The organism is Yersinia sp. 2553 StPb PI (genome assembly GCF_052217105.1).
GTDB classification, from domain to species: domain Bacteria; phylum Pseudomonadota; class Gammaproteobacteria; order Enterobacterales; family Enterobacteriaceae; genus Yersinia; species Yersinia enterocolitica_E.
In genome coordinates, this window is the sequence record NZ_JAZGPX010000002.1 from 469956 (window position 1) to 493123 (window position 23168).

Here is a 23168-nt window from a genome sequence, read left to right on the forward strand (position 1 = left end):
TATCACAGTGAATAACGGCACAATTAAGAATGCACAAATAACATGCGAAACAGGTGGCACGGTGCTTCAGGCTGCATACTTAAACGCTGCTCAGGAAACGCTACAGCAGCTATTGGCCAGTGAGTTAACAGGAAAACAACCCTATCCCATTCTGTATAAGCAAGGCGATGTAGAACAGCGCGCCATTGAATTAGCTCAAGCTGTAGGGAGTGCTTTTACTGCGCTTGATTGCTTACCGGGTCGATTGTCTGATTTACAGTCTCGGGCAATTCGAACTGAAGAATTATCATTGAAGCTGCTTCTGACGGTTACTGCATTGTCTGATCGCATTACTCGTACCTCATTAGGCAGTGATTTTGCTGACACCAGACCCGTCCCGTCAGATCAAATTGGCCGGACTCATACCGCCGTAAGAAGAGCCGAGGAATATCTCAATAGCGCGATGTCTTGGCTCAGTGAGATAGATAAGGCCATTGATGAACCTTTCATAATTAAGGGGGGGATTACCGCCGCTGAAGTAGCAGCCATGATGGAATCCAATAGAACAATTGGGATGGATGGACACCTCAACGGCCCTCTCTATAACTTCAATCAACAGACGATAAATGGACATGATTATAAACTGAAGTTTGCTATTCCTACTGCTGATGACGTTCATAAGATTTATAACGAGGTCTTATCTGAATTTCAACATTACCCTCTGTCGCTTACTTACACTTCACTACTAGTGAACGAAGTAAATAAACGAGTGGCAAGTAAACTCGAAATGTCTTTGACATTTAACCCATCCAATACAGTGAAACCGGAATCATTATGAGTCTATATGATAACCATTATCATCCGAAAAAAAATGGGTCCCTCCTGAGAACTTTGTAATGTACGGGCATTGCGCGCCCCGTTCTGCGTCTAGCTATCAACTTTTGAAATTTGGGTAACAGGTAACAACTGAGGTAACACATGAACCAGTCAGATTTTGCCAAACTTCACAATGTCAGTCGAAAGACGGTTACGGCGTGGAAGGCGCGTGGGTGGCTGGTTTTAGCGGGTGATGACATTGATGTCGAGGCATCAAATGCCAACATTGAGCGCTTTCGGAAAACTGTTACCCGACCAGAGAAAAAAGTTGCAGGTAACACGCAGGGTAACAAAGCAGGTAACAAGACGGGTAACAGAGCCAAAGGTAACAGATCAGGTAACAGACCTGATAAAGATCCGGTGGATTCTACCGCAGACGTTGTGAAGAAAATGATTGCTGAAAGCGGCGTCGAGATGACAATCGATGAAGCCAGAGAAATGAAAGAAAACTTTCTGGCGCTGCTCACTCGGTTGGAATATGACATTAAATCAGGTCAGGTACTTCCTTACAAAGAGATGATTGAGGCGGTAGGTAGCGAATATTCACGTATGCGTACCCGCCTGATTGCCATCGCTCCCGAACATGGTCCCCGCTTGCGGGTGCTGGCCTCAACCACTAACGATGCGGAGTTTGTTGAAGCACTGCAAGAAGTGGTTTACGAGGCAATGGAGGAGCTAAGCCTTGATAACAATAACAACGGAGAGAGCAGTTGACCCAGCCGCTTGGCAAAACTTCTCCACGGAACTGCATCAACGACGCAAGAACGTAAAGCCACCCGAACCTCTATCATTGAGTGAGTGGGCCAATAAGCATGCGGTATTGTCAAAAGAGACCAGTGCACAGACTGGACGATTTCGCTCTTTTGCTTATCAGGATGGCATTATGGATGCAGTAACTGACCCACTGGTTACTCAGGTGTCCGTCATGAAATCTGCCCGAGTGGGTTACACCAAGATTTTGGATCATGTTATCGGCTATTACCTGGTACATGACCCTTCACCCATTTTAGTTGTGCAACCCCGCGTTGAAGATGCGGAGGATTACAGTAAGACTGAAATTTCTCCCATGCTTAGGGATACCCCTGTTCTCGCTGAGATATCCGGTGATCCGAAAGCCAAAAGCAGTAACCAGACCATCCTTAAAAAGCAGTTTCTCAACGGTTCTAATTTAACGCTGGTAGGGGCAAACAGCCCTGGTGGATTCCGTCGTATAACTTGTCGAATTATTGCTTTTGATGAAGTTGATGGGTATCCGATAGCGGGGGCCGGTGTTGATGGTGACCAGATAGCATTGGGTACCAAGCGTTCAGAGACATTCTGGAATAGAAAAATAATATTAGGCTCAACCCCGACGGTTAAAGGAATTAGCCGCATTGAGAAGGCTTATGCTGAAAGTGATCAGCGTAAATATTATGTTCCATGCCCTCACTGTGGTGAGTTCCAAACGCTGGAATGGGGTGGGCCAACAACGCCTTACGGAATTAAGTGGGATAAAGACTCTGACGGTAATGGATTACCCGATACCGCCTATTATGTTTGCCGCCATAACGGTTGTGTGATCCATCACAACGATAAAGCCGGAATGGTGAAAGCGGGAAGGTGGCAGGCAACTATGCCCTTTAAAGGGCATGCGGGTTTTCATATTTGGGCGGGATACAGTCTCTTCCCTAACGCGGCATGGAAGTATCTGGTTGCCGAGTGGTTGCGGGTAAAAGACGACCCTTTGATGCGCCAGACATTTATTAACCTTGTCTTGGGTGAACCCTATGAAGATCGCGGTGAAAAGGCGCTCAGTGAAAAAAGCCTGGCAGAGCGTTGTGAGGTTTATTCCGCTGAAGTCCCTGATGGTGTTGCCGTCGTCACCGCCGGTATCGATACACAAGACGGACGACTTGAGATTGAGGTGGTGGGTTGGGGCCGGAATGAAGAAAGCTGGTCTATCGCTTATGACGTTATTGAGGGGGATTTAGAAACTGACGAACCCTGGCGTCGGCTTGATGCTTACCTGAAGCAGACATGGCGGAGAGCGGACGGGCGAGGTTTTACGATTATGGCTGCCTGTCACGACTCCGGCGGGCATCATACCCAGAAAGTGTATGAGTTTTCCAAAGAGCGTATTGGACGGCGGATATGGGCGATAAAAGGCGAGTCGGCAAGAGGCGGTAAGCGTTCACCCATCTGGCCAACAAAGCGACCATCTTCTCGGTCAAAGTCTCAATTCAAGCCCATTATACTGGGTGTTAATGCTGCAAAAGACGCCATTCGTTCCCGTCTTCACATGGAGCAACCGGCGGCGGGTATCCCTTCTGCTGGGTATATGCACTACCCAGTTGAGCGTGATTTACACTATTTTAGCCAATTACTTGCAGAGCGCTCCGTTGTTAAAACGGCGGGCGGGCAACGTTATCGCGTTTGGGAATTATTGCCCGGGCGGGCAAATGAGGCATTAGATTGCCGGGTATACAGCTATGCAGCATTGAAAGGGTTGCTGCATTTTGGATTAAGTCTTAACCAATATGCTGACAGTCTTTTAAGTCATCCTGAAAAATTACTGCCTCCTTCGGACGTTACAGAAGACAAGCCCAACTTGCGTTTTCCGGGCGTCATTATTCCAGAGTCACAACCCACTACACCCAAAAGTAGAGCCAGAAGGCTGGCGTAAGGATATCCATGTTCAATGCAAACACTAGCCTACTGGCCGGTGCGATGAGTCGCGCCCAATTAGAAGAGGCATTAAACCGAGCGCAGCAAGCCTATATCGAATTATCGTCCGGCGCGAAGGGCGTTTCGTTCTCCTATGCGCAAGGGGATGGCACCCGATCGGTTACCTATCAGCAAACAGATATTGGGATACTCATGGGGTTAATTCAGCTTCTTCAGGCTCAGCTAGGCATCGTTAAGCGTCCACGCAGGGCGATAAGGTTTCGTTACTGATGAAAAACCCAGTAAGGATTTTAGGTCCTGACGGTAGCCCCTTGCCGCCATCCAAATCAAGGGCATCGATGTTGAGTGGTTCCCGAGGGGTTCCGTATGACGCTGCTGATTCATTCAGTGATTCTATGGCCAATTGGCAGCCGTCCTTGTGGTCACCGGATAACGAAATCAATACCTCCCGCGATCAGGTTGTTGCCCGCGTTCGCGACATGGTACGTAACGATGGTTGGGCCTCGGGCAGCGTTACCCGCATTTTGGATAATGCCGTTGGTGCGTCTTTCCGGCCGCTTGCCAAGGTTGATTACCGGACTTTGGCACTGATGACCGGGAACCCTAAATTTGACGCTAAATGGGCTGATGAATATGGACAGGCCATTGAATCAGGCTGGCGAACGTGGGCGAATGATCCGAACCGTTATTGTGATGTGGAAAGGAAGAAAACAGTCGCTCAACTGCTCCGGCTTGGTTTTCGCCACAAACTAACTGACGGTGATGCGCTCTGCGTTATGCAATATCGACCTGACCGTCTGGGCTATGGGCGCGCGCAGTATGCCACGACCATGCAGATCATCGACCCGGATAGATTAAGCAATCCTCAGCAAAATTTCGACATGCCGAATATTCGCGGTGGGGTAGAGATTGATGAGGATGGGGTACCTATTGCTTATCACATCCGAAAAGCTCACATGGGCGACTGGTGGAGCGGTAAAGAAACCATGACTTGGGAGCGTATCCCGCGTGAAACTGACTGGGGCCGCCCAATCGTCATCCATGATTTTGATAGTGACCGGGCCTCCCAGCATCGGGGTATCAGTATTTTCACTCCCATCGTTCAGCGTCTTAAAATGCTGATTAAGTACGATGAGGTTGAGTTGCAGTCGTCAATCCTGAACTCCATTTTTGCCGCCTTTATCACATCACCTTATGACCCAAGTTTGGTAGCGGACGCCCTTGATACGGGTGAGGAAGTTAACCGATATCAAGACATGCGCCGCGAGTATCACGACGAAAAACGCCTGTCACTACAGGGTGGCGCACGTATTCCGATACTGGCACCCGGTGAGGAAATGACCACCCTAAACGCGGTTCGACCAACCAGTAACTTTGTTGCTTTTGAAAGCGCGGCGTTACGGAACATAGCCGCATCATTGGGAATTTCTACCCAGCAACTGACACAAGACTGGTCAGATGTTAACTACAGCTCAGCCCGTTCAGCAATGCTGGAAGCTTGGAAAACCCTGACCCGCCGGCGCGATGATTTTGCTACAGGTTTCGCCCAGCCAATATTGTCGTGTTTTATCGAAGAATTGCATGATTTAGGTGAGGTTCCCTTGCCTGATGGCGCACCTGATTTTCTCACAGCGAAAGCGGCATATTGCCGTGCGCAGTGGATGGGGCCAGGTCGTGGTTGGGTTGATCCCGTGGCTGAGAAGAAAGGGGCCATTCTCGGGATGGAGGCGGGATTGTCTACTCTCGAAATGGAAGCCGCTGAGAACGTGGGCGAAGACTGGGAAGAACTGCTGGATCAGCGCCAGCGAGAACGTGAGGCATACATTGAGCGTGGATTGGCTATCCCTACATGGCTGCAAGCTGACACCTTTGCGCCTGATCAACAACAAAAACCGGAGGCACAGTGAATCTTCCACATTTAGCCCAGCGGCTCTTTAACACCCCGCTGGCACTTCATCCGCACAAGGCTGAAGTCGTTATGGCGGCATTGACTGACCGGTTCGGCCTGACGCGCATTCAGTCCAATGCCGATTGGGCCGACGAAGAGGATGATTTCTTTTCACGCAAAGGGCGTGATTGTGGTTATGACGTTATCGAGGGCGTGGCGGTCATTCCGATTCAGGGCACGTTGGTGCAAAAGTTAGGCACCCTGCGACCTTATAGCGGCATGACAGGCTATGACGGCATTCGAGCCAGCTTTCTGACCGCAATGAATGATGACGCTGTTAAGGGCATTTGTTTTGATATCGATTCACCGGGCGGCGAAGTCGCCGGCTGTTTTGATTTGGTCGATGAAATTTATGCTGCCCGAGGCGCTAAACCCATTTGGTCAATCCTGTCCGAAAATGCTTATTCGGCTGCTTATGCACTGGCCAGTGCAGCGGATCGTATTATCGTTCCTCGCACCGGCGGGGTCGGTTCGATCGGCGTCATCGTGATGCATGTTGACTGGTCACAGCGCATAAAAAGCGATGGCGTACAGGTCACGATAATCACCTTTGGCAGCAGAAAAGCGGAATCAAATCCCTACGAAGCATTAAGCGAAGAAGCAAAGAAGGCCATTCAGTCCGATGTTGACGAGATGGGCCGCTTGTTCGTGAGTACGGTTTCCCGCAATCGCGGGGTAGCAGAGAGAACGATCAGAGACACCGAGGCGGCATGTTTCTTGGCTGCTGATGGTGTGCAGTTGGGGCTGGCTGATCAAGTTGCCCCGCCTGATGTCGCATTCCGCGATTTATTAACATTGGTTGGAGAAAAGTAATGGCGAAAATTAAAGGTTTTTCACACCTGTTTGGCCGTGGGGCCAAGGCGTCAGAAGAGACTGAGGACGATAAAGACAAGGTCAAAAAGGCCAAAGGTCGTCAGGCTGAAGATGATGAAAAAGATCCTGAAGCTGAAGAGAACGATGACGACTCAAACGATAATCCTGATGATCAGGATAATAAGGACCCTGATGCTGAGGATGACAGCGATGATGCTGACGCGGATGAAGGGAGTGACGATGACGGTGATGATGATACCGAAGACCGTAACGTCAAAAAAGGCCGCAGTGCTGAACGCCAGCGCTGTGCTCGTATCTTTGGCAGTAAACATGCTACCGGGCGCGGAGATTTAGCGGTTTCTCTGGCGCTTAATTCCGGCATGAGTTCTGCCGCTGTGATCCGTGTTCTTGCCTCCACCGCAGCTACTTCACCTGCATTAGCCCCTCGTAAACGTTCTTTGGATGAGCGGATGCAAGCCCACGGTAATGCACAGCCCGGACAAGACACCGCTGCCGCATCAAAAGGCGCGTCACTGGTCAATAAGATGACCAGCCTCTATGACTCTGCAAAAGGTAAAAAATAATGGATAACTTTGGACAAAATGCATTTCAACCGGGCATGCGCTCATCGTTGTTTATGCCAGACCAGTTAGTCTCTGGGACATTACAACTGGTCACTGATACTGGCGTTATTGCTCAGGCGGCTGCGAGACATTTGCGGGGCACAGTGTTGGGTAAAATTACGGCATCAGGTGAGTACGTCAAGTCTGTTAAGACCGCCACCGATGGCAGTGAGGTTCCGGTCGCCATCCTCGTTGATGATGTGGATACGACAACAACATCTCAGCGCGGAGGCGTTTATTTGATGGGGCAATTCAATCAAAACCGCATTATTCATGATGCTTCATGGACGCTGGCTGAATTAAAAACCGATCTACGGACCTACTCAATCTTCCTCGAAGACAGTATCCAGGCTCCAGTCTAAAACCTAAATTCCTTACTTTGCACCCAATGCCATTCACCTGGTAGGGGCTTACTCGTCCTCAATCTTTGTCTGGCGGCTCTGGCTGCCAGAAAATCAAAAGAGACACTACATGAATATTTTTGATACCAACGCGTTGGTTCAGGTTGTTCCTAACCTAAAAACTAGCCAAAACTGGCTATTGGATCGCTTCTTTCCCAACATCGTTACCTATGAGACTGAAGAGGTTTCAATTGATGTGGACATCGGTAAGCGCCGTCTGGCGCCTTTTGTCTCGCCGTTAGTCGCCGGTCATTTGGTTGAAAGCCGAAAATATCAGACCAATACCTTTAAGCCTGCTTACATTAAAGATGTGCGGGTTCCAGATCTGCGCAAACCAATCCGACGTCAAATGGGTGAACGTATTGGGGGGGAGTTCACCGCGACTGAACGTGAGATGCTCAATATTCAATTTGAAATGGAAGATCAAATTGACATGATCAACCGTCGTTTGGAATGGATGGCGGCTAGCGCACTGACTAAAGCAAAAATCATGGTCGTGGGTGAAGGGTTTGAAACGGCTGAGATTGACTTTGGCCGCTCAAGTTCTTTGACGATTACGCTGAGTGGGTCAGATAAATGGCCTTTATCTGTTCCCGCAGGCACGACAAATACCCAGCCATCAGATGATATTGAAGACTGGCAAACATTGATGTTGAAAGAGTCTGGGGCGGTGGCCACTGACTTGGTATTTACGACCTCTTCATGGAAAGCGTTCCGTCTCGATACCACCATTAAGGACAATGCTATTTCATTCCCAGCATTGAGTCCGTTTGGTAATCAGGTCGATGCCGGTCCGCGAATCAATAAAGGCGCAGTCTATAAAGGTCGCTGGGGCAACTTTGATTTGTGGTTGTATAACGACTGGTTCGTTGACCCAGTTGATGGCATTGAAAAGCCGATGATCCCCGATGGTGCCGTATTGATGTCAGGTGCTGATCTAATGGGTACTCGCGCCTTTGGTGTCATTCTTGACCCAGCGTTTAATTATGGGCCTTTGGCGTTCGCGCCTAAATCATGGGTTATGCCTAACCCCGCCCAGCGTTATTTGATGATGCAATCTGCCCCGTTGGTGATCCCAAGCCGGGTTAATGCCTCACTCTGTGCAACGGTGGTGTGATATGGCAAAACCAGCAAAGCAACAACCGACTATCAATGAACTGGGCGGCTTGCCGCCCGAGTTCGCGGCTGATACCCAACAGGAACAGAATGATGAAAAAGTTCTTTCTGAATCTGATGTTCATGGAAACTCAGCAGAGAGTGAGATGGGGGATGATGATTCTGCTGACGAATCTGACGAATCTGACGAGTTGGAGGTTGTTGTCGTAAAAGGCCAGACTCTGCGCCATAGCGGGAAAACTTATGCGGAGAATAGCCGTTTATTCCTGCTACATGATGATGCTGAACGACTGATTAGCCTGGGCGTGGTTGCTGATGTGAAATCCTTACGGCAGCAGGCAGCTAGCACTATTGGCCCCTCAATAACCGTCGATGATGGTGTGAAGATAAATCGAGGTGGCTGATGGGTATCAACTGGGATCAGCATCTTCTTGCACCCCTACAAGCGGTATTTGGTGACCCGGTTGATTACCGGCCTGATGGTGGTAAGCCAACTTATACCATCAGCGGCATCTTTGATCGGGCTTATACCACCATTGATACGCTGGATGACGGTAGCACCATTAACACCACCAATCCCGTTTTAGGGGTAAGAGACAGTGAGTTTCGTTCACCACCTAAACAGGGGGACCGGGTATTTATTGGCATCGTTGCTAATGAGCCGGTCAATACCTTGTTTGTTGTAGCAGATGTTCAGCCAGACAGTCACGGCGGCAGCAAACTCATTCTTAATCGGACAAGATCATGAATACAGCGCAAGTCAGGCAACTGGTTGTTGATGCCATTATCGGAAATACAGATGCGGGAAACCGCGTCTACTCCCCGCGTGACTGGCCAACCACTGAGGAGTTGTATCCGGTTATCTTGGTGCAAACCCTTATCGAGGAAAAACAGTCATTAGGCCGCAACGCCCCGCAGTTTAACACCATTACCACCGTGCGTATCACTGGGCGGTTGCAGGAGCTTGACGGCGAAAATGAAAATGATGGGGCGAATAAGGCAGAGCTGGCGCTCGAACGGTTGCGAGAACAAATTGAGCGGGCGGTGATAAACAGTTATGACCTCACTCGTCAGATACAGCAGTTTGCCCGAGTCCGTTCAACCATTGCTCTGGATTCGGGTGGTGAAGGGCATATGGCTCAATTATTGATGGAACTGGATATCGAGTATTACCAGGGGCCGGAAGACTTCTATCCCATTAATGCCGACAGATTAGACGGTATGGATGTCACGATCGCCATGCCAGATGGCACTACCGAACCCGTAGTTTCAATCAACTTCCTGGAGTAAACCTCATGATTGTTAAACCCGTAGCCGGTCGCACTGTACGCGACCCGGTTAAGGGCACCTTTTTGCCTGAATCCGGCTCTGAGGTTCCCGATAATTCATTTTGGCGTCGTCGTTTAAACGACGGTGATGTGGTGCGCGAACAACCTAAAGAGGCTAAACCTGCGCCAGAAACCACCAAAGCGGAGAAAACCAAATAATGACTATTCCTTTTACTCATATTCCGAGCAATCTTCGGACACCGCTTTTCTTCGCTGAATTTGATAACTCACAGGCGAACACGGCGACAACGACGCAGCGAACTTTAATCATCGGCCAGATGTTGGCTTCAGGCTCGTTACCTGCGGATATTCCGGTACCGGTTTCTTCAGTGGCTACCGTGGCGGGGCAAGCTGGTGCAGGTTCAATGTTGCATGGTCAGATGGCTGCATACTTAGCGAATGACATCGCCGGTGAGATCTACATTTTACCGTTGAGCGATGCGGAATCCATGGTTGCGGCAACGGGTAAGATTACCGTGACCACGCAGGCATCAGCAACTGGGGTTATCTCTCTGTATATCGCGGGTATTCGGGTGCAAGTCGCAGTGGTGGCGACTGATGAGGTGGCAGAGATTGCCACTGCATTAACTTCCGCCATCAATGCCGCCAGCGCCTTGCCTGTCACTGCTGCTGCGGTGGCGGCGGTCATCACGCTCACTGCTAAAAACAAAGGTGCCCACGGTAACACGATTGATTTACGGCTGAATTATTTGGGTAGCGCCGGTGGCGAAACAACACCAGATAGCCTGGTACTGACATTTACGCCAATGGCTGGCGGCGCGGGCGCGCCTGAACTGGATGATGCCCTGGCTAATTTGCAGGATCGGACCTTTGATTTCATTATCAATCCGTACACGGATACGGCCTCGTTAAATAAAATCAAAGAGTTTCTGTCAGACAGTACCGGTCGCTGGAGCTATGCAGAGCAATTGTACGGCCATAGCTTCGCTGCTCAATCCGGTACTTATGGCCAACTGACAGCCGCAGGCGAATTGCGTAATGATCAGCATGCTTCTCTGTTGGGGGTGAATGGCTCGCCAACACCAAGCTATATCTGGTCAGCGGCTTATGTTGGCGCTATTGCGCAAAGTCTGCGTAACGACCCCGGCCGCCCGCTACAAACGTTGGCAATCAGTGGTGTACTGGCTCCCCCACTGTCCAGCCGCTTTACCCTGACTGAACGTAATAACCTGCTGCACAGCGGGATCTCTACCGTGACAGTTACCGACGATGGCACGGTACAGGTAGAAAACATCATTACCACCTACCAAAAGAACAAATATGGCGCGGAAGATGACAGCTATTTGCAGATTGAGACCTTATTCCTGCTGATGTTTGTCACTCGATTCCTGCGTACCCAGGTAACGTCGAAATTCGCCCGTATGAAGCTGGCGGCCGATGGCACTCGTTTTGCCCCCGGCTCGGCGATTATCACACCGAACGTGATCCGCGCTGAATTGATTGCCCAGTACCAGACGTTGGAATTTAACGGCTATGTGCAGGATGCCAAAGGGTTTGCCAAGGGATTGATTGTCGAAAAAAACACCAGTAACCCGAATAGAGTTGATGTGCTGTGGACCGGTGTCCTGATCAATCAGTTGCGTATCTTCGCTGTTCTCAACCAATTCCGCCTCCAGGCATCAGCATAAGGATTCATTATCATGGGTGATACATCCAATCGCCTCGCGGGAACAGCTTATGTCACCGTTGACGGCCTGACCATCATGGTTGCGGGGCAATTTAAATACAGCCCCTCAAAATTCAAGCGTGAAACCCTGACGGGAATGGATGGGGTGCATGGTTATAAAGAAACCTTTAGCGCCCCGTTTATTTCCTGCCAAATCCGCGACAGTGGCGGCACGTCGATCAGCGATTTTAACGACCAGACCAATGTCAATATTGTCTGTGAACTGGCCAATGGCAAAACGATTATCGGCAGTGGTATGTGGTCGGTAAATACCCAAGAAGTGGATAGTACCGAGGCGACTGCTGATATTCGCTGGGAAGGTGGTTCGGTATCGGTGACGGAGAACTAAGATGTCTGAATTAGAACGCACTAAAACAATCCCCCTCGTTAAGCCTATTTCTCATGAAGCCACTAAAACCACCTATGAGGCTATCGAACTCAGTGAGCCGATATTGATTCAGGTTCAGCAGTTTTATGACGAACAGGCTAAATCTGGTGCACTCAGTGCGATGGGGCTGCTTATTTCGCTTGTGTCGAATGTACCGCGTGAAGCCATCAAAAAGATGGCTTTTACCGACTATAAAGCCTGTGAGGTCTACATGATGGGTTTTTTAGCCTACTCCCCCCAGGTGGAGAATGGGGTAACGAACTAGCAGATGTGACCTATTACTATGGGTGGGGACCAGCAGATGCCTGGTCCCTGACCTATAGCCGATTACAGTGGTGGTATCAGCAGGCGGTCAGAATTAACAAGGTGAAGGCGGGGAAAAATGGGTAATGCATTTGATTTTGAACTGACCGCGACAGATCAGGCGTCGGCCTCCATTCAGCGTATCGAAGAGGCCGTTAAAAATCTCATTCCTGATCTGGATAAAACCCGTGATGGACTTAAATTAGGGGGGCAGGGATCAGTTGAAGGTATTGACGACCTCAATGCTCGTCTAAAGGGAATGGGGCAGTTTGCGCGTGAAGGTGTGCAGTTTGTCGGTGATATGGTGCCCCCGCTAAAAATGGTTGGTGAGATTGGCAGCAAGGTACTCAGGTTTGGTGCGCTTGGCGCTGTTGGTTATATTGGCGTCAAAGCCGCTCAGGGGTTAAGTGCGGCTGCTGATTCAGCCTATTCGCTTGATGTGGCGGCTAAAAATGCCGGTATGTCAGTTGATAATTTTAGCCGTGTTAGCGGTGCAATGCAGATTTTGGGGGTGGATAGCGACACTGCTCGCCAATCTGTTGAAGGGCTATACAAGACGTTTAATGACCCTTTGTGGGCACGTAACGATGTGACACAGGAGTTATTGGCTCGGAACGGCATTGTCATTGAACGCCTCAAAGATGGCACGGCAGATGTCTATAAAACGCTGGACAATGTTGCCAAGATATTCCCTAAACTTTCGCCACAAACTCAGAAAACGCTAGCAGATGCTTTAGGATTGAACGCCCCCCTTTTAGCATTAATGCGAGAGGGTGCCAGGTACAAAGAGTTACTGGCTAAATCGGATAGTTTGGGCTTAACGGTTGATCCAAAAGTTAATGCGCAACTGGTTGAATTGAATGCTCAGCTCAAGGAGGCCAGCGCAGCAATTGATGGTTTGATGGCCAAGGGAAAAATATGGGCCGCCAAAAAACTGTTGCCGGATGAAAATATGGTCAAGGGAAGTGCTGCGACCCAACTTCATGATATGAGGATGCGCGAGAACGATGATGAAAACTCGTTTGCACATGGTGATAAACAGAAAGATATTCTTCATCGGGCGCGAGTAGACGATAAATTCAAAGAGACATTATCGTTTAAAGAGAAAGCCTACTTAACGTTTGGGTATCCAGATAAGGATTTTACCCAAAAATTAAATGATCAGTACGGTGCGGATTGGGAAGCGCAGGAAAAGAAACGGCTTGAGATAGAAAAGCAAAAAAACGTCGCTCCCGTTAAATCACCCTACATACTCCCCGGCGAAGATCAGCAGCAAGCGAGACTAAAGCAGTTAGAGTCACAGTATAACCTCCCTTCAACCTTGCTTGATCGGGTCTACCTGACTGAATCTAACCGAGGTAAAAATCTACTATCACCCGCAGGGGCACAGGGTCCATTTCAGTTTATGCCGCCAACAGGTAGAGATTATGGCTTAAACTCGATGGATGACCGCATGGACTTCAATAAATCCAGCGAAGCAGCAGCTAAGTATCTTTCTGACTTGCTTAAAATGTTTGATGGGGATGTCAATAAGGCCGTTGCCTCTTATAACTGGGGACAGAATAACGTTAAAAAATATGGGCTAGAGCAAGCGCCTGCTGAAACGCGTAACTATCTCCAGAAGATTATGCCGGGTTTACCTGCCATTCATCCTCAGTCCGGCGGGTTAGCGACTAATACTCCTTCTGATATCAACGTATCACCTCCAGTATCGATAAACGAAACCGGAGAAAGCATCACAGGAAATCAGCCACCATCTATTTTAACAAATCCGAATAATAGCGTTAGGGACATTGATGACATAACTCAAGGTGTTGGCGGCAAGTCTGAAATAGAGCTAACGCTGATTGATGATAAAACAGGTGCCCGCAGAACCATTACCTCCCCAGCAGGCGCTAAAATATCAACATCAATGAATTACCCAAGTTAACTCAACGTAGTTACAAACCTCGCCTCTGGCGGGGTTTTTTACTTTAAGGGGGAATAAATGTCTCTGATAGGTAATGCACTTTCTGATTTATTAGGTACGGGCGGCGATAGCTGGCAATGGTCTGAACACCTTCACCCCGCATCCTTCCGTGGGGTTCCCTTTGCGGTTATGAGTGCTGAGGGTGTATTCGGTCGTCGTCAGGCCATTCATGAATACCCTTATCGCGATACAGCATGGATTGAGGATTTGGGCCGCGCGACTCGCCGCCTGACTATCCGTGGTTTTCTTATTCAGAGTAGTGGACTTTATAACGCGCCTGACGTCATGACTCAGCGTGATTCACTGATTGCTGCCTGTGAAATGCCGGATGCGGGAACATTAGTACACCCAACGCTGGGTGAAATGACGGTCAGTATTCCTGAAAGTGGTCTTCGTCTGAATGAAGGGGCTGAGTCAGGGCGCGTTTTTGAATTTACTCTGACCATCATTGAGTCTGGTTTACGGGTATTTTCTGTTACCAGTTCAGCAGATGCCGTTTCGTCTATTCAGTCATCATGGTTTGGGCTGGCCTCCAAATCCGTTGCGACATTTATTGCGACGGTAAAAGGCGAGATCCGCTCTGTCACTCAAACCATCAGAACGCTGAAAAGTACGGCTGCATTCTGGGTCAATATGGTGAATTCAACAACCAGCGAGGCAACAAACCTTGGGAATATGCTCCGCTCTACATTAGGCCGGGATCGTTATGGCCGCTACAACCACGGCACGGTTGGCGGCAGCGTGTCGGGTGCGACTGCATCCATTAGTACACAAAATGACACGGCCAATCTATCCGCGCTGGTGGCACAAAGAATGGCGGTATCAGTTGAGGGTCGGGAGTCAGTCAACAAGGCCACGGAGGCATTACGAACAGCCGCTACAGTTGAAGGGCATGCGAATGCTGTTCTTGCTGTTGTGAATGCCATCTTGGCCAGCGGAGCCAGTACCCTTGATTTAATCCGTATGATGCAAGAATTAACGGAAGTTGATGACAATACTTTTCGACCTAATCCCAGTGACAGCAATACCGCAGCCGCCAGCTACCAACTCATTATTGTATTGTGCGCCGGTGCGATGGTGTTTGCTGCTTCGCAATATCAACCTGAAAGCTACGACGATGCGGTCGATATATTGACGCGGGTCTGTGATGTTGTAGACAGTGCGGCGCTTTCTGCGGCTGACAGGGGTAATGATGAGGTATACCAGGCACTAAACGACTTGTGCGGTTCAATCGTCACGCTGTTACAGCAGACCGGCGCGAACCTGTCTCGTGTTGAGACAGTCAATTTTAACCGATCACTACCCGCGCTTAATCTTGCCAATCGGCTATATCAGGATGCACGACGGGGTGACGCGTTGGTGAAAATGGCTAACCCCGTTCACCCGGCATTTATGCCCGTCCGATTTAAGGCACTGAACTCATGAGTGATGATCTGACACTACGCATTGGCAATAAGCTGATTTCCGGTTGGGATAATATACGGGTCACGCGCAGCATAGAGCGGTTACCCAGCGATTTCAGCCTGTCATTGATGGACCTTTATCCGGGGAGTGACAATCAGCAGTGGGTTAACCCGGGAGACGCCTGTGTCGTTAATTTGGGGGATGATGTTGTTCTCACAGGCTACATAGACCGCTGGGCACCGATGATCAGCCGTAACCGCCGCGAAGTGAGGGCTACAGGGCGGAGCAAGTGCCAGGACTTGGTTGATTGCTCCGCAGAGTGGCCAAACAATGTGATCAGCCAATCGACAGCGCTACAGATAGCTCAACGGTTAGCGATGCCCTACGGCATTACGGTGTCCAGTGATGTTACCGACCTCGATATTGTTTCCCAATTTACATTGAACTGGGGGGAGTCCTCTCAGGAAATTATTGACCGTATCACGCGCTGGGCGGCATTACTGTATTACGACCTACCCGATGGCAGTTTATATCTAACTCGGGTGGGTACGCGAAAAGCAGCCAGCGGGGTAGCGCAGGGCATCAATATTGAAGACGCTGCTTATAACTCGGGAATGGACCAACGATTTTCTGACTATATCGGTGTTTCGATGTCTGTTAGTCAACTTCAGGAGCAGGTTCAGGATGCGGGATACGGTTCAGTTACGTTAGCGCGAAGCCGCGATCCTGAAGCAGCCCAAATGCGCTATCGAAACCGCATTATCATTGTTGAAAGTACCATGAAAGCCCTAAAACTGGCTCAACAATGTATTGATTGGGAAATGAACCGCCGTTATGGACGCTCTAAAGAGCTGTTGGTGACGGTCGATAGCTGGCGGGATAAAGACGGAAAACTGTGGGAACCTAACACGCTGATCCCCATTGATTTACCTGTTTTTGGTTTAAAGGATGAACTCTGGCTGCTATCGGAGGTGACCTACCTCAAAGACGACCACGGTACCGCCGCGCAAATGGTCCTGATGCCCCCCGAAGCCTTTACCGTCCAACCTTATCAGTTTTATTCAAATCTTATGGAGTTAAACCAGTAATGAGCGACTCAGGGCAACTCTCCAAGTTATACCGGCAAATAAAAATGATGATCGGGGTGGGGCGGGTGACGGGCAGCAATGATGGTGGCACCATTCAGACCGTCCAATATCAAACCCCTTTAGAAGTTCGTAGTGATACCCCGAGGCTGGCTGAGTTCGGTTTTTCATCAGGACTTCCCGCCAATACTGATGTGGTTATTGGTTTTTTAGGTGGTGACAGGTCAAGTGCAGTCATTATTGGCTCAAATCATCAGTCTTTTCGCCACACCGGACTCAATACGGGTGAAACGGTGATTTATTCGCAATGGGGGCAATACGTCAAGTTAACGGAAGCTGGCATTATTATTGAAGCCAATGGCCAACCGGTCACGGTCAATAATGCGACTGAGGTGACGATTAATGCCTCGGGGAAAGTACGGCTAAATACGCCGCTATTAGAGGTCAGCGGCGATATTGTCGATAACGCGGACAGCAATAGCACCACACTGAAAACCCTGCGCGAAGCCTATAACACCCACAATCACCAACTTAAAAATGTTCAGGGTGGTAGCTCGACATTAACCAGTGAAGTGACGGGCAAGGTGGTTGAATGACAACAGATATCAAAACAGTCTGGGAACCGGACAAATTGCTGGGTGACTGGCAAACCGGCGGCGGTGGGTTGCTGGAGGGTGATGATTTAGAGACTGCCATTTTAATTAGCCTGTTCACGGACCGGTTAGCCCGTTCTGATGACGCTATCGACGGCGACGATCGGCGCGGGTGGTGGGGTGATACCGGCTCAGAGTATCCGATAGGCTCTCGTTTGTGGTTGCTTCGCCGCGAAAAACTCACGACTAAAGTCGCGTTAAAGGCTGAGGATTACGCCAATGAAGCCGTAGCTTGGTTACTTGATGATGGTGTAGTGACCGCAATAAGCGCCAATGCTCAGATAATGTATCCCAACCGACTGAATCTGATCATCAGCTATCAACAACCGGCTAAAGCACAGGCTTCAGTTAAATTCTCATGGGTATGGGAGACCTAATACATGCCATTTAATCGCCCCACATTAAGCGAACTGCGCCAGCGCAACCTGTCTTATATTCAATCAGAACTCAAGACGGGCGGTAATTTATTGCGCTTCTCCAATATCGGTGTGATCAGTGATGCTGATGCCGGAATGGCGCATTTACATTATGGTTATCTGGATTATATCGCGCTGCAATCCACGCCTTATAATGCCACTGACGAATATCTTGCCGCGTGGGCCGCGTTGAAAGATGTTTTCCGCAAACCCGCCAACCCCGCCACCTGCCCTACAGTCGAGTTTAGTGGCACCGCAGGCCGTGCCATTACCGCCGGTAGTCTTTTAAATCGGGCCGATGGTTATCAATATCGCCTCGATCATGAGGTAACTTTGGGGGCTAGTGGTACCGCCACCGGTTCAATCACTGCCGTACTCCCCAGTGTACTGGATGACACTACGGGCGGCGGTGTGGCGGGAAATGCAGATGCCGGAACGTCGCTGACATTAGATATAGCGATTGATGGTGTTCTGTCAGTGGCCACCGCAACAGTTAAGATATCTGGCGGCGCTGATATTGAGTCAGAAGATGCTTTTCGTTCCCGTATGTTGCTGGCCTATCAAAACACCCCTCAAGGCGGTAACGATACTGATTATCGTGGCTGGGCATTGTCAGTACCAGGTATTACTCGATGCTGGGTTAAACGCCGCTTACAGGGGGTTGGTACGGTTGGTATTTATATCATGTGCGATGGCAATGATTCTGGCGGCTTTCCTGTTGGGACTGACGGCGTATCTCAGCTTGAAGAATGGGGGGCGGTGAAAGCGACCGGCGATCAGGGGCGAGTTGCAGATCATATCTATCCCTTACAGCCCATTATCGCCATCATCTATGTTTGTGCGCCGGTTGCCGCGCCCGTGAATTTTGTTATCAGTGGTATTCCTGCGGCATCCAGTGAAACGACCGCGGCAATAAATACGGCTATTGATGAGGTGTTTTTTACTGAGGGTGAGCCGGGTGGGAAAATCTTACTGTCGTCACTGCTGCTGGCCATCGGCGATGTGACAGGGACCAGTGGTTTTATTCTCGACTCTCCGACGAATAATATTCAGCTTGAAACCGGTAAATTACCTGTCCGGGGAACGGTGACCTACCTATGAGCCGTTATTCTGTGAATGAATATACCGCAGCGCTTCAGGCACTGATGCCGGGCGGGTTGGTTTGGCCCCGGCAACTTAACGGTGTTCAAGCCAGTACGTTACGCGCACTAGCTCGATCCTTCCAACGCAGTGATGAGGATGCCCGTGATCTGCTCGATGCGGCTTTTCCCTCTACAGCAACGGCAATGCTGCCTGAATGGGAAGCGACGCTTGGTTTACCTGATTTATGTGCGATAGGTGAGATTGACAGCATTATCCAACGTCAGCGGGCCGTAGTATCTAAACTGTTTGGCATTGGTGGTCAGTCTGTTGCTTATTTTATTCGTGTTGCGGAGGCATTGGGTTACTCCATTGCTATCACCCAATACCGGCAAGCCTGTGCCGGGATGTCCGTTTGTGGGGATGCTTTAAACGGTGATGAGTGGCCTTTCACCTGGCTGATTACCGCACCAGAAACCACCATCAATTATGCTCAGTGTGGTTTAACGTATTGTGGTGATCCGCTGCGTTCGTGGGGAAATAAGCAGCTTGAATGTCGATTAACCGTATTAAACCCTTCTCATACCATTCTTAAATTTGGCTACGTTAATTAAATAATTACCCTTCATTCATTTTTTAACGCCTTAACTGGCGAGGATTTTCTATGCAAAAAATTGGCGATATTCCCAATACCCGCGCTGACATTAATGGCGAGTTTACGGATGGCAATGTTGCGGGTGGGGTGCCACCAACGATATTGCCGGCAGAGTGGTTTAATACCATTCAGCGTGAATTAATTAGCGTACTGAGTGCTGCCGGTATCACACCAGACAGCAATAAATTTGATCAGGTAGCCACTGCTGTATCTAAATTGGCAACTCTTGGTCTGACGGGGATAGGCATTGGATTGCCGACTCAGGCCGATATTGCAAATTTCGACTGGCAAAACTTTGTATTCACGTCAGGTGCTAATTACGTAACAAGTTATAATACTTGGGTAAATACTCCGGCCGGAATAACTTATAACGCTGGCACCCGAGTAAGCATCCGAGTTATTTATATTTCTACTGTTAATGGCCCCAGAATGGGACTGGAGTTAACACCGGACACTGGAACTGCGGCTAACTTTAAAGTTTATAAATTGTTATGTGTAGGAGCGGCCGGTTCAAGAGTGTTTACTTTTAATCAGGATTGGAACTCAGCAAACCCAGTCCCAATTTCTGGCGGCGGGACCGGCGCAACTGCTGCCGCTGGTGCTCTTGCAAACCTTGGCGGCATTGGTTTATCGCAATTAACAGGGGTTGTTGGTACATCGCGCAATGCAAAAATGAGTGTTACAGCCGCATCTGCGACGGCAACATTCACCGCGGATGAATTAATCGTGCAAACTGCTTTAGGTGGATTGCAGTACAAACTGAGTAGTTTTAGCCAGACAGTAAACCTTGCAACAACTGGTGCAGGCGGGATGGATACCGGTACGGTTCCGGCTGCGGGCTTTGTGGCTCTGTATGCGATTTATAACCCAACCACTCAAGTTTCTGCATTGCTTGCAGTTAATGCTACGTCAGTGCTGGCCCCTGAAGTATATGGCGGGGCTAACATGCCATCGGGTTATACGGCGTCCGCGTTGGTCAGTGTGTGGCGAACTGCGAGCAGCCAGTTTACAGTTGGTTATCAGTTAGACCGTTCTATTTCATTCCCTAGAATAACCGTACTGACTACAACAACAGGAACGACACCGCTACTGCCAATAAATATGCCCAATTACTTACCTATAAATGCTAAGTATTGCAGCGTAGATGGCGCATTGGGGACATCTACTAATGGCGTTGTTGGCATGGGGTTTTCATCGTCCCTTTCTGGTATCGCTTGGCGGGCAAGCGCAATGACAACTACGGCAGGTTATGGGTCTACATATACAGCTATGAACATCCCGGTAATCACTGCACAAACCATTTATTACTCTGCTAATGCAACGGTTGGCACATTAAGCAATTTTGCATCTAATTTAGTTGATTATGTATTTTAACTCGGGAGTTATATGGGTATTTTATATGTGCAATTTTCTGATGGAACAGAAACAGTAATTATTAGCTGGTTCTGTTGCCAACAATCATCGGAATATTACCATTTATTAGGAGAGGTTTATGCAAATGACCTAAGATATATTACATATTTTGAATCCCTTCCTGAGTGGTTAAAACCACTCTTACCACAACCTATATATCTGTAAAGTGACCGGGCATTTCTGCCCGGTCATTATTTGAAGATATTACCATGCATCTTAAGGTATTCAATGCCAAATTGATGCGATGAGTAATCAGTTAAATGTGACCAATCTCGATAAACGGGGTAGCCGTCAATATCCGTCCTGCATACGCCAGTAGAACATTGAAGTTCATACATGTTTATTAAGATCAATTCAGGGAATTTGGCTTTTAACCTTAAAAACATATTGTCAATCCAAATTCTATATTCGTCATTTTTATAATTACTATCGAAACCACAAGTGGATTCTAATAATCCTCTTGATTTGTATTTTTTCATCACACAAGAGTTTTGCTGTATTTTTGCCAGATAGAATGGATTTTGATTTTTATAAGCGTCAAAAATCCCAATGATAATAATTGGTTTGGCTTTACTGTTAACTATTTTTTTTATGGACTTTTCAAGCCCTGCTTCTAGATTTTTTTTTGCTTCATATGTATTAGGGTAATTTTCCTTGCTAATATATCTGGCCCACGTTTCGCTTATGATTACGTACTGATATAATCCTTCTTCAATTTTTTTATAATTAGAGATGGTTCTATTTCTACATGCATTTTCATTATCATTACTGTAATTGTTTTCAACGGCTAAACATCCACCAAGTGAACTTGATTCTAGTGATATATCATTATCTCCAATGATTGATTTTAAAAATTGCCAAGAATGATCAGAGTAAGAGTCACCCATAACAAGAGCAGTTTTTTTTGCCCCTACATTAAAGTGACAGTTAAGCATTATTAAGCTTAAGTTTTCTATATTACATTCATTTTTTATTCTATCCATCCAATTGTATTGAATCGTTTTATTATGAACCAGGTTCATATAGTTGCCACCTAATCGCGATGGAATGCCACTAGTAGCTTTACTTTTATGGTTCAGTGTGGATACAAGGATGTATGGTATTAGCACTAAAACAACTAAAGTTTTCCAGAAGGATACTGAATTTTTTCTTCTGAAATAAGTTTCAACATAACGATAGGAGATAATGGCAAGCAATAATGATAAAACTAATGCCAATGAAATAACGCCCAATGTTTCTTCAATGCTTAAGTTTCTAATAAACGCCAGCACTGGCCAGTGCCAAATATAAAGAGAGTATGATATTAGCCCAATGAATACCACTGGTTTTATCGATAGTATTTTTGTTGCAATACCTTGTTTTATTGATCCGCCCAAATATATTAAAATAGCAGAACTTAAACATACAAACAGTGCATATTTATTTGGGTAAAAAGCTAAAATTCCATCCATCATCCCTATAGAGACAATAATTGCAATACAAGCAATGCCAAGTATGGAGTTTAACCATTGAGGAATTCGGTCTACTTTTAACGAGCCAATAACAGCTAAAGATGATCCTATGAGCATCTCAAAAATACGGCCAGAAAAGCTATAGTAATATTTTAGTGAGCTTTTATCGTTGAAGATAAAAGACAAGGTTTTACTCTCACCTGTTTCTTTTATTTGTATTGCAAGAGAGCCAAAGTGAATGCCTATTATCATTATAGCTGTAAGTGGTAATATCCAATACGTCCATTTTTTAATGTTAAGTAATTTAAAAAATATAAACATTAAAAAAGGTAACAATAAATACCATTGCCATTCTACAGACAATGACCATGTATGCAATAAAGGCATAATGTTCACATCATCTGTAAAATATCCGTTATTTAAGTTGGAAAAATAATCGTTTGATAAAAATGAGGATGCGTATCTAAGACTGTTGGTATATTTTAAATAATCATCAGGAAGGTATGTCAGTGTGGTTATTATTGTCACTACAATTATTAAAGTAATAAAAACAGGCTGCAATCTCCATAGTCTTCTTTTGAAAAAATCAATGAATGAAAAATCACCTCTTTCTAATCCATTTTTTATTCCTAGTGTTATCAAATATCCTGAGATTACGAAAAATACATCAACACCAACAAATCCAGAATTAACACCGAATACTTTAGCATGAAAAAATAAAACAAGTATTACAGCAATCGCCCTTAATCCATCAATGTCAGGGCGGTATTTTTTATTTGACAGGACTAGTGGTGATTCTTTCATTTTTCTTGTAAACCTTTGTCAAACATGTTGATTTCATTGTAAAAAATCAGTGATTATATAAAATAGATTGTTAATACTAAGCGAGTAGTTACCACACTTCAATGATTTTCCC

At 47.5% G+C, this 23168-nt stretch carries 24 protein-coding genes and 1 pseudogene; 24 read left to right on the forward strand and 1 reads right to left on the reverse strand.

Annotated features, from left to right (window positions below; genetic code table 11):
- Window positions 1-7 precede the first annotated feature (7 nt).
- From V2A84_RS03365 to V2A84_RS03480, 24 genes and pseudogenes are all read left to right on the forward strand, one after another.
- Complete coding sequence (locus V2A84_RS03365; RefSeq protein WP_442848593.1) at window positions 8-817, forward strand: hypothetical protein; 810 nt, start codon at window positions 8-10, stop codon at window positions 815-817.
- A gap of 140 nt (window positions 818-957) precedes the next feature.
- Entirely contained in the window at window positions 958-1569 is a 612-nt protein-coding gene (locus V2A84_RS03370) for an RNA polymerase subunit sigma-70 (protein ID WP_442848594.1), read from the forward strand.
- A complete protein-coding gene (locus tag V2A84_RS03375; protein ID WP_102970453.1) occupies window positions 1538-3517 on the forward strand; it encodes a phage terminase large subunit family protein in 1980 nt (659 codons plus the stop codon). The genes V2A84_RS03370 and V2A84_RS03375 overlap by 32 nt, the downstream gene beginning before the upstream one ends.
- 8 nt (window positions 3518-3525) lie before the next feature.
- Window positions 3526-3789 carry a gpW family head-tail joining protein gene (gene gpW / locus V2A84_RS03380; protein WP_083159866.1) on the forward strand — a complete coding sequence of 88 codons (264 nt, stop codon included), beginning with the start codon at window positions 3526-3528 and terminating at the stop codon, window positions 3787-3789.
- Window positions 3789-5426, forward strand: a complete 1638-nt coding sequence (locus V2A84_RS03385) for a phage portal protein (protein ID WP_442848595.1) — start codon at window positions 3789-3791, stop codon at window positions 5424-5426. Before gpW ends, V2A84_RS03385 begins: the two co-directional genes overlap by 1 nt.
- Complete coding sequence (locus tag V2A84_RS03390) at window positions 5423-6280, forward strand: S49 family peptidase (RefSeq protein WP_083159862.1); 858 nt, start codon at window positions 5423-5425, stop codon at window positions 6278-6280. Before V2A84_RS03385 ends, V2A84_RS03390 begins: the two co-directional genes overlap by 4 nt.
- A complete protein-coding gene (locus tag V2A84_RS03395) occupies window positions 6280-6864 on the forward strand; it encodes a DNA primase (protein WP_442848041.1) in 585 nt (194 codons plus the stop codon). The genes V2A84_RS03390 and V2A84_RS03395 overlap by 1 nt, the downstream gene beginning before the upstream one ends.
- A complete protein-coding gene (locus V2A84_RS03400) occupies window positions 6864-7265 on the forward strand; it encodes a head decoration protein (protein WP_442848596.1) in 402 nt (133 codons plus the stop codon). Before V2A84_RS03395 ends, V2A84_RS03400 begins: the two co-directional genes overlap by 1 nt.
- Before the next feature lie 109 nt (window positions 7266-7374).
- On the forward strand, window positions 7375-8421 hold the full coding sequence (locus V2A84_RS03405; RefSeq protein WP_442848039.1) for a major capsid protein: 1047 nt from the start codon (window positions 7375-7377) through the stop codon (window positions 8419-8421).
- Between the two features lies 1 nt (window position 8422).
- A complete protein-coding gene (locus V2A84_RS03410; protein ID WP_442848597.1) occupies window positions 8423-8824 on the forward strand; it encodes a hypothetical protein in 402 nt (133 codons plus the stop codon).
- Window positions 8824-9168, forward strand: a complete 345-nt coding sequence (locus tag V2A84_RS03415) for a head-tail joining protein (protein ID WP_226720283.1) — start codon at window positions 8824-8826, stop codon at window positions 9166-9168. Before V2A84_RS03410 ends, V2A84_RS03415 begins: the two co-directional genes overlap by 1 nt.
- Window positions 9165-9710, forward strand: coding sequence for an ATP-binding protein (locus tag V2A84_RS03420; RefSeq protein WP_442848598.1), 546 nt, complete (start codon window positions 9165-9167; stop codon window positions 9708-9710). The genes V2A84_RS03415 and V2A84_RS03420 overlap by 4 nt, the downstream gene beginning before the upstream one ends.
- 5 nt (window positions 9711-9715) lie before the next feature.
- Window positions 9716-9907: a DUF2635 domain-containing protein gene (locus V2A84_RS03425; protein ID WP_083159848.1), complete on the forward strand. Its 192-nt coding sequence runs from the start codon at window positions 9716-9718 to the stop codon at window positions 9905-9907.
- Window positions 9907-11397 carry a phage tail sheath subtilisin-like domain-containing protein gene (locus V2A84_RS03430; RefSeq protein ID WP_442848599.1) on the forward strand — a complete coding sequence of 497 codons (1491 nt, stop codon included), beginning with the start codon at window positions 9907-9909 and terminating at the stop codon, window positions 11395-11397. The genes V2A84_RS03425 and V2A84_RS03430 overlap by 1 nt, the downstream gene beginning before the upstream one ends.
- Window positions 11398-11409: 12 nt before the next feature.
- On the forward strand, window positions 11410-11784 hold the full coding sequence (locus tag V2A84_RS03435) for a phage tail tube protein (protein WP_049602789.1): 375 nt from the start codon (window positions 11410-11412) through the stop codon (window positions 11782-11784).
- A 1-nt stretch (window position 11785) separates the two neighbouring features.
- On the forward strand, window positions 11786-12088 hold the full coding sequence (locus V2A84_RS03440) for a phage tail assembly protein (RefSeq protein ID WP_080608340.1): 303 nt from the start codon (window positions 11786-11788) through the stop codon (window positions 12086-12088).
- 117 nt (window positions 12089-12205) lie between these two features.
- On the forward strand, window positions 12206-14056 hold the full coding sequence (locus tag V2A84_RS03445) for a transglycosylase SLT domain-containing protein (protein WP_145931974.1): 1851 nt from the start codon (window positions 12206-12208) through the stop codon (window positions 14054-14056).
- Window positions 14057-14113: 57 nt separating this feature from the next.
- On the forward strand, window positions 14114-15520 hold the full coding sequence (locus V2A84_RS03450) for a DNA circularization protein (protein WP_442848600.1): 1407 nt from the start codon (window positions 14114-14116) through the stop codon (window positions 15518-15520).
- A complete protein-coding gene (locus tag V2A84_RS03455; protein WP_442848601.1) occupies window positions 15517-16587 on the forward strand; it encodes a phage baseplate assembly protein in 1071 nt (356 codons plus the stop codon). Before V2A84_RS03450 ends, V2A84_RS03455 begins: the two co-directional genes overlap by 4 nt.
- Window positions 16587-17180 (forward strand): phage baseplate assembly protein domain-containing protein, encoded by a 594-nt coding sequence (locus V2A84_RS03460; protein WP_442848602.1) that lies wholly within the window; start codon window positions 16587-16589, stop codon window positions 17178-17180. Before V2A84_RS03455 ends, V2A84_RS03460 begins: the two co-directional genes overlap by 1 nt.
- Window positions 17177-17614, forward strand: a complete 438-nt coding sequence (locus V2A84_RS03465; RefSeq protein WP_083159834.1) for a phage GP46 family protein — start codon at window positions 17177-17179, stop codon at window positions 17612-17614. The genes V2A84_RS03460 and V2A84_RS03465 overlap by 4 nt, the downstream gene beginning before the upstream one ends.
- Window positions 17615-17617: 3 nt before the next feature.
- Window positions 17618-18754 carry a baseplate J/gp47 family protein gene (locus V2A84_RS03470; RefSeq protein ID WP_442848603.1) on the forward strand — a complete coding sequence of 379 codons (1137 nt, stop codon included), beginning with the start codon at window positions 17618-17620 and terminating at the stop codon, window positions 18752-18754.
- A complete protein-coding gene (locus tag V2A84_RS03475) occupies window positions 18751-19347 on the forward strand; it encodes a YmfQ family protein (RefSeq protein ID WP_442848604.1) in 597 nt (198 codons plus the stop codon). The genes V2A84_RS03470 and V2A84_RS03475 overlap by 4 nt, the downstream gene beginning before the upstream one ends.
- A 50-nt stretch (window positions 19348-19397) precedes the next feature.
- Window positions 19398-19607, forward strand: a pseudogene (locus V2A84_RS03480) (hypothetical protein); the annotation flags it as partial.
- 1385 nt (window positions 19608-20992) lie between these two features.
- Here the strand turns inward: V2A84_RS03480 and V2A84_RS03485 are convergent.
- Window positions 20993-23056: an acyltransferase family protein gene (locus V2A84_RS03485; protein ID WP_442848605.1), complete on the reverse strand. Its 2064-nt coding sequence runs from the start codon at window positions 23054-23056 to the stop codon at window positions 20993-20995.
- Window positions 23057-23168 lie beyond the last annotated feature (112 nt).